At 70.7% G+C, this 14,528-nt stretch carries 13 protein-coding genes and 1 pseudogene; 5 read left to right on the top strand and 9 right to left on the bottom strand.

The window, feature by feature from the left end; all coding sequences use genetic code 11:
* Positions 1-358: 358 nt before the first annotated feature.
* From G3I71_RS19425 to G3I71_RS19415, 3 genes are all read left to right on the top strand, one after another.
* Positions 359-1,165 carry a hypothetical protein gene (locus tag G3I71_RS19425; protein ID WP_343242999.1) on the top strand — a complete coding sequence of 269 codons (807 nt, stop codon included), beginning with the start codon at positions 359-361 and terminating at the stop codon, positions 1,163-1,165.
* Between the two features lie 226 nt (positions 1,166-1,391).
* A complete protein-coding gene (locus tag G3I71_RS19420) occupies positions 1,392-2,201 on the top strand; it encodes a hypothetical protein (RefSeq protein ID WP_164316077.1) in 810 nt (269 codons plus the stop codon).
* 117 nt (positions 2,202-2,318) lie between these two features.
* Entirely contained in the window at positions 2,319-3,158 is an 840-nt protein-coding gene (locus G3I71_RS19415) for a hypothetical protein (protein WP_164316076.1), read from the top strand.
* Between the two features lie 113 nt (positions 3,159-3,271).
* Here G3I71_RS19415 and G3I71_RS19410 read toward each other — a convergent pair whose 3' ends face one another.
* Together G3I71_RS19410 and G3I71_RS19405 are read right to left on the bottom strand one after the other, a co-directional pair.
* Positions 3,272-3,472, bottom strand: coding sequence for a DUF397 domain-containing protein (locus G3I71_RS19410; RefSeq protein ID WP_164316075.1), 201 nt, complete (start codon positions 3,470-3,472; stop codon positions 3,272-3,274).
* Positions 3,469-4,425: a helix-turn-helix transcriptional regulator gene (locus G3I71_RS19405; protein ID WP_164316074.1), complete on the bottom strand. Its 957-nt coding sequence runs from the start codon at positions 4,423-4,425 to the stop codon at positions 3,469-3,471. Before G3I71_RS19405 ends, G3I71_RS19410 begins: the two co-directional genes overlap by 4 nt.
* A gap of 147 nt (positions 4,426-4,572) precedes the next feature.
* Here G3I71_RS19405 and G3I71_RS19400 point away from each other — a divergent pair, with 147 nt between their 5' ends.
* On the top strand, positions 4,573-5,097 hold the full coding sequence (locus G3I71_RS19400; RefSeq protein WP_164316073.1) for an ATP-binding protein: 525 nt from the start codon (positions 4,573-4,575) through the stop codon (positions 5,095-5,097).
* Between the two features lie 19 nt (positions 5,098-5,116).
* Here the strand turns inward: G3I71_RS19400 and G3I71_RS19395 are convergent, their stop codons facing one another.
* A complete protein-coding gene (locus G3I71_RS19395) occupies positions 5,117-5,275 on the bottom strand; it encodes a hypothetical protein (RefSeq protein WP_164316072.1) in 159 nt (52 codons plus the stop codon).
* A 34-nt stretch (positions 5,276-5,309) separates the two neighbouring features.
* Positions 5,310-6,755: a DUF234 domain-containing protein gene (locus G3I71_RS19390; RefSeq protein ID WP_164316071.1), complete on the bottom strand. Its 1,446-nt coding sequence runs from the start codon at positions 6,753-6,755 to the stop codon at positions 5,310-5,312.
* A 92-nt stretch (positions 6,756-6,847) separates the two neighbouring features.
* Here G3I71_RS19390 and G3I71_RS19385 point away from each other — a divergent pair, with 92 nt between their 5' ends.
* Positions 6,848-7,357, top strand: a complete 510-nt coding sequence (locus G3I71_RS19385) for a hypothetical protein (protein ID WP_164316070.1) — start codon at positions 6,848-6,850, stop codon at positions 7,355-7,357.
* Between the two features lie 52 nt (positions 7,358-7,409).
* On the opposite strand, the pseudogene G3I71_RS51170 reads toward G3I71_RS19385, so the two are convergent.
* The 5 genes and pseudogenes from G3I71_RS51170 to G3I71_RS19365 form a co-directional block, all read right to left on the bottom strand.
* Positions 7,410-7,502 (bottom strand): annotated as a pseudogene (locus G3I71_RS51170) (alpha/beta hydrolase); the annotation flags it as partial.
* A 177-nt stretch (positions 7,503-7,679) separates the two neighbouring features.
* Complete coding sequence (locus G3I71_RS19380) at positions 7,680-9,224, bottom strand: hypothetical protein (RefSeq protein WP_164316069.1); 1,545 nt, start codon at positions 9,222-9,224, stop codon at positions 7,680-7,682.
* Positions 9,225-9,231: 7 nt separating this feature from the next.
* Entirely contained in the window at positions 9,232-11,676 is a 2,445-nt protein-coding gene (locus tag G3I71_RS19375) for a GTPase-associated protein 1-related protein (RefSeq protein ID WP_164316068.1), read from the bottom strand.
* Entirely contained in the window at positions 11,673-12,860 is a 1,188-nt protein-coding gene (locus G3I71_RS19370) for a hypothetical protein (protein WP_164316067.1), read from the bottom strand. The genes G3I71_RS19375 and G3I71_RS19370 overlap by 4 nt, the downstream gene beginning before the upstream one ends.
* Positions 12,861-14,528, bottom strand: coding sequence for an Hsp70 family protein (locus tag G3I71_RS19365; protein ID WP_164316066.1), 1,668 nt, complete (start codon positions 14,526-14,528; stop codon positions 12,861-12,863).

The raw sequence follows: 14,528 nt of genomic DNA, 5'->3' as shown, positions 1-14,528 counted from the left end.
CAGGGTGCTTGCCTTGGATCGAAGGTAAACGTGCATGAAATCCTTCCCGGAGCGTACCAGGGGGGATTTCATGGCATTTTGATGGCAGCACTGACGACAGAGTCGGCGGACACTGCTGAGGCTGGTGGGTCGGCGTCGTCGGGTCAAGAAAGTCCACCCCGGCAGAACGGGGCAAATCGCGTCGTCGTGGGTGGGGAATTCGGCGCCGATGTGCCCGTCGCAGCACGGTCGGCGGAGGGGGTGCCTGATGCATCCGCAGTCCTGGCTTGGGAGTTCCCGCTGTCGGCCGGGCTGTGCGCGCGGCATTTCGATGTGAGATATCTGGGGTGTATGGATTTCTATGGTGAGGGGATTTTTTGTGCGCAGGAGTATAGGGTTTTCGGTCGGCGCTGGTGTGCTGGGGTTTGTGGTGTTGGGGGTGTTTGCTTTGCCGGCGGGAGCTGCGGAGTCCGATATCACATTCTCGAAGATTGTTTTCAATGGCGGGAAGCCGATCGTGGTGGGGACGACGAATTATGTGGATGTGTCGTTGACGTTCACGGTGAAGAGCAGCGTGGCGATCAAGGAAGACTCCCTTCAGGTATTCGCCTATCGAGGGACCGATGGAGTCGATTACGGGGAGATCGGGGGGCTCTGGGAGCAGGAGTCCGAGTGCAAGAAGTCGACCAGTGGTGGGGTGACGACCCGTACCTGTGAGCGGATCATCTCCGTCGACCCTCGGGGGATTCAGGGCAGCCTGAGAAATCTGGTGAACTCCGATGCCAAGGCGTGGAAGACGTATGGGAAGGCGCGCACGACAGCGGGTGGCTCCGACACCGACAAAAACTCCGCGACGGTCAGCCTGAAGCGGCACGCGAAGCTGACGGTGGACGCGACGCCGGAGCCGGTGGTGGCGGGGAAGACGGTCACGGTGACGGGGAAGATCACGCGGGCGAACTGGTCGAAGCACCGGTATGACGGGTATGCGCGGAGCTCGGTGAAGCTGCAGTTCAAGGCCGCCGGTGCGAGTTCGTACAGGACGGTGAAGACGGTGACGTCCAGCAGCACGGGGGCGTTGAAGGCGACGGCCACGGCGTCGGTGGACGGGTCGTGGCGGTGGTCGTACTGGGGGAACTCGACGACGGGCTCGCAGACGTCGGCCGGAGACTACGTCGACGTGCGGTAGCGCGGTTGCCGGTCGGTGAGGGTCGTGGTCTTCGGCGAGGGGATCGCGGTCGGGTATTTCGGCGTCGTACCGGAGGGCGGTGCGACGAAGGGTTTCGTCGCGCCGGCCTCTGTTGGCGAGGCGCGGTTGGCCAGGCTGTTGTCAAGGCGGCGTGGGGTGGTAACAGGTTTGGCTGGCGGTGTGTCAGTCATGGGCAGTACGACAGGGAAAGTGAACTAAGCACATCGTGAACAACTCCGGTATACGTCACTCTCGTTCCATCGTCCGTGCCCGTGCCCGTGCCCGTGCCCGTGCCCGTACGGGTGCTGTTGCTGCTTGCGCTCTGGTGTCGCTCGCGGTGCTCACCGGCTGCGGCGGCTCCGGCAGCGCTGACTCCGCCACCGGTGCCTCCCCGTCGGCGTCCGCGGCGGAGACCTCTGCTGCCGCTTCGGCCGTCAAGCCGCTGACGAGCGGCGAGTTGGAGTCGGCGGCGTTGGTGAAGGCGGATCTGACCGGGTACGAGGTGAGCACCCCGGCCAAGGCCGAGATCGTTGCCGCGGACGGGGTGGAGGTGAGCGGGGAGGAGTGCGTGCCGTTGGGGCGTGCGGTGGCTGGGACCGCGGTGGGGAAGCCGGCGGCGGCGACGTACCGGCGGGTGACCGGTGCCGCCGCCTCCGGGGAGGCCGCGTTGGACATCAACACCGGCACGGTGACCCTCGCCTCCTACGCGAGCGCCGCAGAGGCCACCGCCGCGTTGAAGTCCGTCGCCGACGCGGTCACCGCGTGCGCGGGCGGCTTCCAGTGGACTGCCGGAGGCGAGCAGTTGGACGTGGGCAAGGTCACCGTGGGCACCGCGCCGAAGGCGGGCGACGAGGCGGTCGCGTTCACCGCCGTCACTCCCCTCGACGGCGTGGACGCCCCGTGGAAGGTGGTCGTCTTCCGCGACGGGGCCACCCTCGCCCACTTCACGGTGTTCAACGTGGGTGCCACGACCTCGGGCAAGGACTTCACCTTCCCCGCGGATCTCGTGACCGCCCAGGCCGACAAGCTGGCCTGACCCGCTCACCACACCCCCGCATGCGGTCGGCGTACCTGTCGGCCGTGTGCGGGGGTGCTCGTAGGTGTCGGGAGGGATGTGGCGGGAGTGAGGCGAGGGATCATGAGGAGAAGTGCTGTGCGGCGTCGTGGAGTTGCGCTGGCCGGGGCCGGGGTGTTCGCGGTGGCGTTGCTGGCCGGGTGTTCGGGGTCCGGGAGTGAGCCGGACGGTGACGATGTGGCGGCGGCTGTTTCCGCTGAGGCGGAGGCGTCGGCGTCCGCCGCGGCGAGTGAAGGTGCGGGTGCGGTTGCTCTGTCGGCGGAGGGGCTGGAGGCGGTCGCGCTGGCGGACGGGGACGTGGTCGCCGGGGGGACGGTGACGGCGCAGGTGTCGGACCGGGACTTCCCCAATGCGGGGACGGTGGTCGCGAAGAAGGCGGTGTGCACGCCGTTGGCGACGGTGCAGGCGGGGTCGGTGTTGGGGGCGCCGGTGTCGGTGGTGCGGCGGATGTGGATCGGGCCGCAGGAGACGTCCGGGGCGGATCTGGGGGCGGACCCGTCGGACGAGGAGTTGGCGGCTGCGGCGCTGGATGCGACGACCTCCTTCGTTTCGCTGGCCTCGTACGGGCAGGAGGCGGCGGCGAAGGCCGTGATGGCCGGGATCGGCCGGGCGGTGCGGGAGTGCGCGGCGGGCGGGTTCGTGTACACGGTGGCCGGCAAGGACTGGGTCAAGACGGTCAAGGTTCAGAAGGCGGGAGTGCCGGCCGGTACCGGCGGCGCGGACGAGGTGATCGCGGCGAACCTGACCGTCTCGGTCGATGGTGTGAGCGGACCGGTGCGGGTGGTCGTGGTTCGGGAGGGCGGAACGGTCGGCTACTTCCCCGCCACGAACCTGGCTTCCCAGGCCACTGGGGACGACTTCACCCTCCCCGCCGCCCTGGTCCAGGCCCAGCTCGCCAAGCTTGCCAGCGTCGGCTGAGCGAACCGGTGATGCGGGCGTGGGTGTGGAGCTCCTGATCACGCCGAGTCGGACTCGCGCGAGAGCCCTGCCGTCCGACTGGAACCGGCAGGGCTCTCACGGTCGTACGGTTGTCAGACGCTCCGCCCGACGAACCCCGCCCAAGCCTCACGCGACACCGTGAACACGGGCCCAGCCACGGCCTTGGAGTCCCGGACGTGCACAACTGCCGTACCGGCCGCGACCTCTACACAATCGCCGCCCTCTGCTCCGCTGTAGCTGCTCTTGAACCAGGCGAGGCCAGAGGCGACGGTCGAGGACTCAGCGTTGTTCATAGCGCTCCCAGCAATCCTTCGATGAACTCCAGTGACTCTCGCGGAGGGAGAGCCTGTGATCGGATGATCCCATAGCGCGCGGCGGAGAGAGTCGTCTGTTCCGCGTCCGTCTGGAGAGCGCTCGTTCCCTGAGCCTCCGCGTACACGAACTTCTTGCCGTCCTTGCGGATGACGATCGTGAACGGCCCGTCCACGCCAGCGTTTTCCTCGCGGTCGAGCGGCATGATCTGCATCTCGACGTTCCGTTTCTGTCCGACCAGAATGAGGTGTTCCAACTGCCCCCGCAGTACGTCTTTCCCGCCGTACGGACGTCGTAGCACCGACTCGTCCAGCACGAAACTCAGCAGTGGTGCAGGCCAGCGATCTAGGATCCCCTGCCTGATCAGCCGGGCCGTCACGCGCTGCTCGATGGTCTCCTGATCCAGAACCGGGCGTCGCATGGCCAGCAGCGCCCGCATGTAATCCTCCGTCTGGAGCAGGCCCTTGACCACGAGCGTGTCGTAGGAGAGCAACTCCATAGCCTCCTTCTCCAGCGCCGCCATCCCCTGGAAGAAGACCGGATACTGAGCCTTCTCCACCTCCTCCTTCCACACGCTCAGCAACCCGCCCGCCCCCACCGCCTCGTCCGCCCGGTCGATCGTCTTCGGCGACGGAATCCTCCGCCCCTGTTCGTACGAGGCCACCGTCGCCGCCGAGTACCCGATCCGGCGCCCGAACTCCTCGCGGTCCATGCCCGCCCGCACCCGCCACGTCTTCATGGTCTGCCCGAACACGACGACGAACCCCTTCCCGGCCCCGTCCTCAGGCTGCCGCCCGCCCTCGTCGTCGTTCTCCCATCCGTCCCCGAGGCTCACGACCCCACCGCCCCCGGAGACTTCGGAGATTTCGCCACCAGTATTCGGAAGCACCCCGCCCCTCGCCTCCGGCCCTGCCGCCGCCGTAGCCTCGGTCATCGCCCACCGCCTTCCCGGCCCAACGCCCGCCCACCGGACGCCGTAACGCCGCGCGCCTCGTACCCGTACCGGCACCGCGCGTACAACCGGGCCGCGTCGGTGTGTCACCACTGGTCACGCTATGCGACGGGCGACACCGTTGTCGGTATGACGACCAAATCCGCGGGCCCCACGGGCGCCACCCAACCCGCCACCCCCACCCGCCACTTGACCCCCACACCCGCCCCTGACGCGCCGTCCACCATCCGCACTTTCGAGATGCGCTTCACCTCCACGCCCCGAGGAGCCCGCCTCGCCCGCCGCCTGACCGCCCTGCGCCTCGACGCGTGGGGCATCCCGTACGGCACCGACGCGCACGACACCCTCGTGCTGATCGTCGGCGAGCTCACCGCGAACGCCGTACTCCATGGCCACGTTCCCGGCCGGGACTTCCACCTGCGCGTGCACACGTCGGCCGACGGCCGTACCGTCCGCGTCGAGGTCACCGACACCCGCGCCGAACGGCTGCCCCGGCGCCCCGCCGCCGTACCGGAGACCGACGGCGCCGAGGAGACCGGCCGTGGCCTGTTCCTCGTATCGCGTCTGGCCACCCGCTGGGACTGGCACCCGCGCGCGGACGGGCCGGGCAAGACGGTGTGGGCGGAGTGGGTGGAGTGCGAGCGGGCGCGGTGATGCCGTGCCGTATCTGTTGTCAGGCCGTGCCGTCCGGGTGCACGGCGATCACGCCGGCGTCCTCGTACGCGTCGGGTGTGAGAGTGAGGACCACGCGTCCGTCAGGCCGCTCCGCCGTGGGCCGGGCGGCACGGATGGCCCCGGTGGAAGCGCTCCGGGCACCCTCCTGGACCGGCACTCCTGTGGCTGTGGCTGTGGCCTGGGTAGGGCGCTCACGCCGCGGAAGCCCAGGCCTCCATCAGCTGTTCGGGCCCGTACGTCGCTGTCAGCCCGTCCACCGTGAACCCGGAGCGGGACACCGCCATCAGCGGAGTGTCCTCGTCGGCACCGGGTACGGCCAGGGCGTCCCGGGCCAGCGCGGCCAGGGCGCGGTGGTCGAAGGAGCCGCGCTCGTGCCACTTGATCGAGCCGACGAAGCCGATCTCGCGGGCGGGCGACCGGTCCGCCCCCACCAGGTCGACCTCGGGATTGTTCGTACGAGGCCACCAGCCGCCCACTTCCCGCACCTGCGGCCACGTGTTGTCGGGGAGCAGCCTGGCCAACGACTCCCTCACCACGGGTTCGATCACCCGCCCGCGCCACGAGGTCCACCCGCGTTCGACCGCCTCGGCCACGATCCGCCCGCGCCCGCGCTCGATCTCCGGGATCCCCTGCTCCAGGAAGGCGAGCCAGAAACGGAGGTAGGGATCGGCGACCCGGTAGCGACGGTCGCGGTCTCCGGGCCGGGTGGAGAGGGGAGTGTCGGCGGCGACGAGTCGCTTGGCGACGAGGGTGTGCAGGGCGGGGTTGAGGGAGCCGGGCGGAAGCGGCCGATCAGCCGCTCCGGCCTTCGCGGCGATCGTCCCGAACGTCCGCTCACCGCTGCCGATCACGGAGAGCACATGCCTGGCCTGAAGGGCGGTGGGGAACTCGGCGGCCAGTGCCCGCTCGGCGGATACCAGGAGGGGGGAGGTGGGGTCGTCGAGGGCGCGGGAGAGGAAGTCGATGCGGCTCTCGCCTTCTTGCCACTCCTGGCAGATGAGAGGCAGACCGCCGGTGATCAGATGGGCGTCGAAGGCATCCGCGGCGGGGAGTCCGGTCATTGCCATCACTTCGGAGGGGGAGAGTGGCGCGAGTACCATCTCGGCCCCTCGCTGGTGGAAGGGGCGGCCGTAGGCGGAGAGTTGCTCCATCATCGCCAGATCGCTGCCGATGAGGATGAGCAGTACGGGCTTGTGGCTCAGCACCCTGTCCCACACGGTCTGCAGAGTGCCCTCCAGCACCGGGTCGCCTTCGAGCATCCAGGGCAGCTCGTCGAGTACGACGATGCTGGGAGCGTCGTCCGGGAGTACCGCCGCGAGCTGGCGCAGAGCGGTGTCCCATTCGGTGACAGTCGTGACGCCGGCCAGGAGGGCGGTGTCGGGCAGCGAGGAGTGCCGGACCTCGGTGAGGAAGCGGGTCCGTTCCCGGTGGGCGTCCTCACCGCGGGTGGCTTGGTGGACGACGTACGGCACCTGGGCGCGCTCACAGAAGAGGTCCACGAGCCGCGACTTCCCGACCCGACGCCGGCCGCGGAGCAGGAGGGCACGACCGCGCTGGTCGCCGCGGCCGGCGCGTACCCAGGCGAGGTGCCGGTTCAGGGTGGCCAGCTCGGATGTGCGGCCTACGAAGCCTGACATGGGTTACCTCGACTTACTCGCGTTGAACATACTCAAGCGAACCATAGTATGAGGAATTCGAGTAATCGGTCGGAAACTCCGGCGGCCACATCTTGGATGGCAACCCGGCGTCCAAGACGCTGACCCTGCCTGCGGTGGCGTCGGGGCTGCTCTCGACGGCGGAGGGTTTCGCCACCACCTACAAGACCACCTACGCGTACACCGAGTCCGGGCAGTTGGCCTCCTACACCACCCCTGCGATGGGTGGCCTGCCTGAGGAGAAGGTGATCGTCCGTTACAACGCGGACGGGCTGCCCGTCTCCACCTCGGGTACCGACTGGTACACCTCGCAGACCTCTTACAGCGTGTACGGGGAGGTCCTGCGCACCACCACCGGCGAGCAGGGCTCGCGGGTGTGGACGACCAACCTGTTCGACGAGGCGACCGGGCAGGCCGAGACGACCCTGGTGGACCGCGAGTCGACCTCGGACGCGACGTCGGGGCTGACCGGTCACCAGGTCAACGCCCGTACCTACGCCTATGACCTGTCGGGCAACATCACCAACACCGCCGACACCTACGCGGCCGTCGTGGACCGCCAGTGCTTTGCCGAGGTCGGCTGAGTCGCTGGAGGAACTACTGGCGGTCGCGGCCCCCGAAGAACCGTGCGGCATGCGGCGCCCCGGGCGGCGGGTCGGCGATCAGGGAGCTGACCGACTCGCCCTTGTCCGGCGCGAACGCGGCGATGCAGGTGAGCGCCGCGACCCTTTGCTGCGGTCCCGCTCCAGGCCGGACAGGGTCCGGTCCGGGCACTGACCCCCGAGGCCTCGGCCAACTGCTCCGACGTCAGCCGTGCCGCGCGCCGACGGCCGCGCAACACCTCTCCGAAACCGGGACGTCCGGTGATGGCGCCACGCCCCCTCCGCACTGCACGTCGTGGCATTCTCACTCGCGCAGACACCAGTTGACGAAAACCCCGATGCTGGGGTCCACCTGCCCGGTCTCGTCCGCCACCGCCGCCGTGCAGAAGAACCGGACCTCGCCGAACTCCAGATCCATCGTGCTCACCAGATTCCGCAGCCCCAGCCTCTCGCCCAGCCACTTCCGGACCGCGTCGCTGTCGTCCGGGCGGTCGGGCAGCAGGGCGGGCTGCCCGGCCAGCAGGTCCCTCTTGCTGACGGCGACGGCGAGCCGGGCCTTGTCGAGGCTGGTGCCCATCGTGCGTACGGTCTGCACCGAGCGCGAGAACACGTCCTCCGGATCGACCGTCGAGGCGAGCGTGCGGTCCAGCTTCACGCCCGCCGGGTCGAGGCGGGTCCAGAACACGTCGACGGCCATCGGGTCGAGGACGAAGACGAAGGTGCGGGCCGCCCGGACGTAGCGCAGCGCGTCGGTCTCCTCCCGGTTGACGAACCGCTCACCGGCCGTGTCGAAGACATGCACCAGCCGCTCGGCGCGGCCGCTGCCCCGCACGAACGAATGGGCCCGGGGCAGCGTCTTCTGGGTGGGGCGGGTGTGGCCCTGGATCTCCAGGACCTCGTTCAGCACCCGCTGGTTGGCGGTCGACTCGGGGTCCGCGAGCCGGATCGCCGGCCCGCCGTCCAACGCCGTGTTCTCCAGCGACTTCACCATCGCCGCCATCAGCTGTGTCTTGCCCGCGGCCCGGCCGCCGATCAGCGGCAGGATCAGCTCGGGCATGTGCCCGGCGTCAAGGTTCATCGGCTTGCCGCAGTGTTCGTGCACGCAGTGGCCGCTCAGCCGGGCGTCCCTGCTCATCAGTAGCAGCAGGGTCGGCACCTGCTCCCCGCAGGCGCACCGGCGCCGGAAGAGGCCGAAGGTGCCCGGGCGGATGTCGGCGTGCCGGCGTCGGCAGTGCGCGCGGGGGCAGTCGTACGCCGGATGGGGAACGCGTTCGAAGCAGCTCGGGCACAGCATGCCCCGGGGCAGCCCGCGCAGGATCATCACCGTGCGGTCGGTGGCCCGCAGGGTGAGCGCGGTCAGCCGGGCGCCGCCCGCCAGCAGGGCCACCCCGAGCGCCTGTACGCCGAGGAGCGCGCCCAGCGTGGGTATCGCGACGGCGGCGCCGACGCCGAGGCCCAGGTAGAGGGTCAGGCCGTACGGGACCGAGACGGCCCGGTGCGTGGTGGGTGCGGTGAACTGGCGGTTGGTCACCCGGCGGTAGGCGTCGGTGACCGTGCCGACGTACAACCGGCGTCCCTGGGTGAGCAGTTGGCGCAGATCGCGGGTGGCGGGGCCGAAGAAGTAGTTGCGGTGGGCCAGTTCGTCGGCGGGGCGGTACGGAGGGACGGTCACGAACTCGGGGGTGCGCAGGCGCAGCACGCCGTTCAGCAACAGGCAGTAGCGGCCCAGCAGTTCACTGACCAGGGCGGCACCGCGCAGGCCCGCGATCACCGGGACGACGAGCAGATAGAGCAGGAGCAGGGCCAGGTAGGCCGCCGGTGCGAGGATGAAGGTCATGATCTCGTCCATCTCGGGCTCACCCCTCTTCCGGTCGGGGGCCGTCCGAGGACCGCCGCGGGGCGAGTCTGCGGCTCCACTTCTTCATGCGGCCCAGCCGGTTCTCGGCGAACTCCTGGTAGGCGTCGGCGAGATGGGTGTCGTAGGGGCGGAGCGCGCGGGCCAGGCGGTTCAGTTCCTCGGACCGCCAGTGGTGGGCGGTGTGCAGGCGCAGCGCCTCGATGACCTCCAGGTGTGCCTGCGGCAGGGCGACCCGTTCGCCGTTGACCGCGATCACCCCGGTGACATGGCTGAACAGCACCTCGTCGACCCGGCCCGAGGCCACCGCGTCCCGGTGCACGGCGCGCAGATAGCCGTCGGCGAGGGAGAAGCCGAACTCCTCGATCTCCGTGCGCAGCCGGGCCGGGTCGGCGGGCAGCCGGAGCATGGCGGGGAGCAGCCGGTAGTGCTTCAGGGCGCGGGGAGCCGCCCAGGCGTCGATCTGCGGGATCCGGAACGCGCGGGCGAGCGCGGTGGCCTCGGTGGTCCCGCGCAGGGACTCGTCCAGCCGGAGGGTGATCTGCACGCACTCCTGGGTGACCGGCCGCAGCCAGGCGTAGCGGCCGGGCGCGCTGAGCGTGTCGCACAGCACCAGGCAGGCGCGCAGGCCCTGTTCGTCCCGGACCTCCTGTTTCACCGCGCGGTCGAACCACTCGCCGACCGCCTCGTCCACCTGCCGGTCCGACGGCAGCCGACGTGCGATCTCGGTCGCCTCCTCGTACGTCCAGGCAGGCGACGGCTGCCGCCACAGCCCCCGCAGCAGCTCCGCGTCCGGCGAGTCCTGACCGCGCACCCGAAGGATCCTGAACAGCAGGTCGACCGTGCGGGCGGGCTCCCGCTCGGCCTGCGCCCGCCAGTAGTGCTCAAGGAGCCGGGGCCGCTCACCGAGATCCCGCTCGCTCAGCAACTCGGCCGGGAACTGGGCGAACAGCTGCTCCTGACCGCCCCGCTCGGACAGCACCTCCTGCACGGCCGTCACCAGCCCGGCCCGGAACTCCGGCAGGATGCGGACGAGACGGGCGACCTCCTCGCGCAGACCGGGGCCCGCGCCGGAGGAACCGAGCAGGGCGCGGGCCAGCTCCAGGCCCTGGGCCGCGAGCAGTTCCGGCGGCGGGGCGAGCCGCGCGCCCTCCGCCCACAGCAGCAGCCGTACCCGCTGACGGCTGGTGGCGGCCTCGCCGAGCAGCCGTTGCCACAGGGCGGTGGCCCGCTCCCGCTCGGCGGGATGCGTGATCGGCACCGGGCCCGGCGCGTTCTCCGCGCCGGTCGCGTAGGCGCGGATCCGGGACTGGTGGAGCTTGCCCTCCAGCTCCTGGTGCAGCGCCGTGTCGCCGCCCGCCTCGGCGGCCGCGCTCAGCACCGCGAGCCGGTCGTCGGCCAGGTCCCGGTGCTTGTGGTGGAGGTCCGCCGCCACCGCCGCCCGGCGCGGCCCGAGATGACCGGCGCCGGGCAGCCAGTCGATCACCGCGCGGACGTCGGCGTCGGTCAGCTCCGTGCCGCCCGCCGCCGCGGCCGCCGCCACCGGGGCGTGCCAGTCGCCCAGGTCCCGCTCCTGGCCGTGCGTGTACTCGGCCGTCCAGGACCACACCGAACGGACCGACCCGACCCCGATCCGGATCAGCAGCCGTACCAGGTGGTGGGTGGGCACCACCTCGGGGAAGCGGCCCGTGGAGAAGTCGAAGACGGTGTACGAGTCCTCGTCGTCGGGGCCGAAGCCGGGGTGCGCGCCGGGCACCGTGCCGATCAGGTGCAGTCGGCTGCGGGCGGGGCGGAAGAGATAGGTGGCGAAGGACAGGGTGTGGGCCAGCGGGGGCGGCAGGAGGTAGGAGACGGCCGCGAACCAGTGGGCGATCCGGTCGGTCGTGTCGTCGATCACCACCACCGAGCCGTCCTCGGAGAGCGCCGTGAACACCGCCGCCAACAGGGCCGGCAACTGCTCGGCGTGCGGGTGCGCGCGGAGGAAGGCGCGCACAGAGCGGGGGGAGAGCGGGCCGCGTGGCAGGGGTGCGGGCAGCTCCGGGATCTCGGTCGTGCCGGCGACTCGCGCGGTCCACACCGGGGAGTCCCACAGCTCGATCGCCAGCAGCCCGCCGCTGTCCGTCGTGAACTCGCCCCCGGTGTACAGGGCGTGGGCGAAGTAGTTGCCGAAGCGGCGCGCCGAGTCCCGGCCGACGTACCGCACGCACAGCGTGGTGGCGCCGCCCGGCCGGCCCGGGGTGTGGCAGAGGTTCACCGGGCAGCGGGCCAGCAGTTCGGGGGCGTCCGACTCGACCAGGGCGCGCGGTGGTTCGTACCCGGCCAGGCCCTCCACCCGGTGCCGGGTCTCGGCCGAGACCTGCTCGCTCACCGCGTTGAACTGGAAGCCGGAGGACCCGCTGAGCCCGTGCTCGCAGGAGGTGTAGTAGAGCTGCTGGAAGCTCCTCATCCGCGGCCCTCCTTCGGCACCGAACCGAACTCGCTCAGCAGCCACAGCAGCGGATCCGCGACCCGGTAGGGCTGGATGCCGGTGTCGGCGACCCGGGCCTCGGGCGTGGCGCTGCGGCCCAGCGCGGAGACGCCGAAGTACCGGTAGCGGGCGAAGGTGTTCTCCAGAGACTGGTCGATGGGCACGCCGTCCCACGCCCTGAGCCGCTGGCGTACCTCCTCGTGGACGCTGAGGCTGTCGTCGACGTCGAAACGGCCGAGCGCGGGTGCGTGTGAGCGCAGCGGGCTGCCGTTCTCCATCAGATGCCAGAAGGCGTCCATCTTGGAGAAGACCACCGCGATCGGGGTGTCGACCTTCGCCGCCTTGCCGCCCCGCGCGGCCAGCAGCAGGCGGCTCACCCGGCTCAGCACGTTGATCGGCGGGTCGATGCCGTCCAGGGCGGGCAGCGCCGTGCCGGGCGCCGCGTTGTCCCGGGCACCCGTCATCTGCAGCGGGTCGAGCAGCAGGATGATGCCGTCCGCGTTGGTCAGATAACGGGTGTTGAGTTCCACGCTCTCCCGGCTGTTGAAGTCCTCGCCCGCCGTGTCGAAGAAGGACAGCACGCTGTGCTGCGCCCGCTCCCCGAACAGCGTCCTGCGGCGCAGCCCGAACCGGAACACCAGCGGTTCCACCCGGTTGGCGTTGGTCGTCGCGGTCTGCGTGGGCGGGAACATCTGCCGGTCGCGGTAGAGCCGGTCCTCGTACTCCGAGCTGTAGCGGCGCATGGTGACGTCGTCCAGGCCCATCAGTGAGGCGCCGTAGGCCTCACCGACCTTGTTGCGCATCTCGTGCAGCAGCACGGTCATGTAGATCGTCTTGCCGGAGGACCGCGCGCCGACCATCGCGATCAGCCGGTTCTCCACCATCCCGAACTGCAACGGCAGTTCGACGTGGCAGACCGGGCAGATGCGGTAGGTCGTGTCGCCGTCGCAGTCCGGGCACAGCGCCGTGGACTTACGGCCGTCGGCGGCGAAGTCCGGGCCCACGTCGTGGCTGGGGCGCCTGCCGAAGCGTTCGTCGAGGACCGGGTCGCGGCGGCGCTCGCACTGCTTGCGGGTGCGGCTGAGCCGGCTGTGGCAGCGGAACCGGATCTCCCGCGGGGCGAAGGTCTCGTAGCAGTAGGGGCAGGTGAGTCGTCTGGCCATTCAGGTCACTCGCAGCCGGTGCAGCGCCGTGGGGCGGAGGTCGATGTCGTTGTCGTTCTCGGGGTCGCGGTCCTGGTCGGAGCCGGGTCCGGGTCCAAGGCCGGAGTCCGGGCCGTCCGCCGGGAAGCAGACGAGCCAGGAGGGGCCCCGGGTGCTGGGGAAGGGGAACTCCACGGCGAGGGGGACGCCGGTGGGGAGGCGCTGGGCGGGGACCTCGTGGAGGACGGTGCCCTCGGCCGTGCTGGTGGGGCGGTAGCGGCCGAGGGCGTGGACTATCCGGAGGGCGGGCAGGTCGCAGCCGGTCCGGGCGGTGAAGGTGACGGTCGCGATGCGGGTGCCTGTGAGGCGGCGGCGCAGGGAGGGTTCGTACTCGACGATGGGGGGTTCGGCCGGGATACGGAGGGAGGCGGCGCCTTCCGTGTCGACGGTGGCGTCGGGGACCAGGGCCTCGACGGTGAGGGTGATTGCGCCTCGGCCTACGGGGAGGTCCAGGCCGCCGTCGTGTTCGTAGACCCTGCGCTGACAGCGGATGTCGCCGTCGTGGGGGCCGTTGCCGGTCGCGGTCGTGTCCTCGCGGCGCCAGCGGATGCGGGCGGTGAGGGCGGTGTCGGGCCAGGCCCAGAGGACGAGGAGGTGGTCGTCTCGGCGGATGGCTTGGAGTTGGGTCACGGGGACGGAGTGGAGGGTGGCCGATGGGGTGGGGATTGGGGTGGGAGTTGGCTCGGGTTCTAGTGCGGGTGCGGGTGCGGGTGCGGGTGCGGGTGCGGGTGCGGAGGTGGGTGGGGTGGTTGCGGTTGTGGGTTCGGTGCGAGGCGGTGGGGGCTGGTCGCGCAGTTCCTCGCGCCCCTTAGTGGTGGTTGCGGTGGGGGGTTCGGTGCGGGGCGGTGGGGGCTGGTCGCGCAGTTCCTCGCGCCCCTTCAGGGCGTTGTCGGCTGGGGTGTTTTTTGGCTCGGGGTCCTTCTCGGCCGTGGGCGAAGTGCGGGGTTCCGGGTCCTCCAGAGGTGGGGGGAAGCGGGTTCCCGTCGGGGCCGGGCCCCTTTCTGTGCGTAGGAGGCCGAAGTCCTCCAGGAGTAGGAGGCCGTGTACGACGGCCTGTTCCGGGGTTGTGCAGCGGACCGTCAGGGACTGGGCCTCCGGGAGGTTCTCGATCGCTGTGCGGTGGGACGGGGTTGAGTACAGGTCGCCGGAGAGGAGTACGGCGTCCGGGGCTGCCTCGGTGAGTTCCCGGGCCGTTGCCGATAGGGCGTCGGTCAGCTCTTCGGTACGGGTGGTGACTATGTGCACCGTCAGGTCGGGGGTGATGGTGAGGACCGTCAGGTCCACTGTCGGCCCGGACTGGTCGACCACCAGGACCGTGCAGTGGACGCCCTCGATGATCGCGCCGTAGTGCAGGGCCACCGCGACCGGCTCCGGGACGACTCTGCTGACGTGGAGGCCGGCGTCCTCGGCGGCGCGGCGGAGGCGGGCCTCGGCCTCGCGGTCGGCGGACGCGGGCAGGCCGAGCACCGCCTCCTCGTCCGGGGTTCCGGCGAGGAGCGTGGCCAGCGCGGTGGCGAGGTCGGCGCCTGGGTCCGTGCCGGCCAGGTCCGTCACCGTCACGGTCGTGCGGCCGTCCGGGGCGAGTTTGCCGACGCGGGCCGTGCGGTGGCCGATGGCGATGCCGAGCAT

The sequence above is a fragment of the Streptomyces sp. SID12501 genome (assembly GCF_010550245.1).
Lineage (GTDB): Bacteria > Actinomycetota > Actinomycetes > Streptomycetales > Streptomycetaceae > Streptomyces.
The sequence above is the reverse complement of the archived record's forward strand: the minus strand, read 5'-3'. Positions and strand labels throughout refer to the sequence as shown.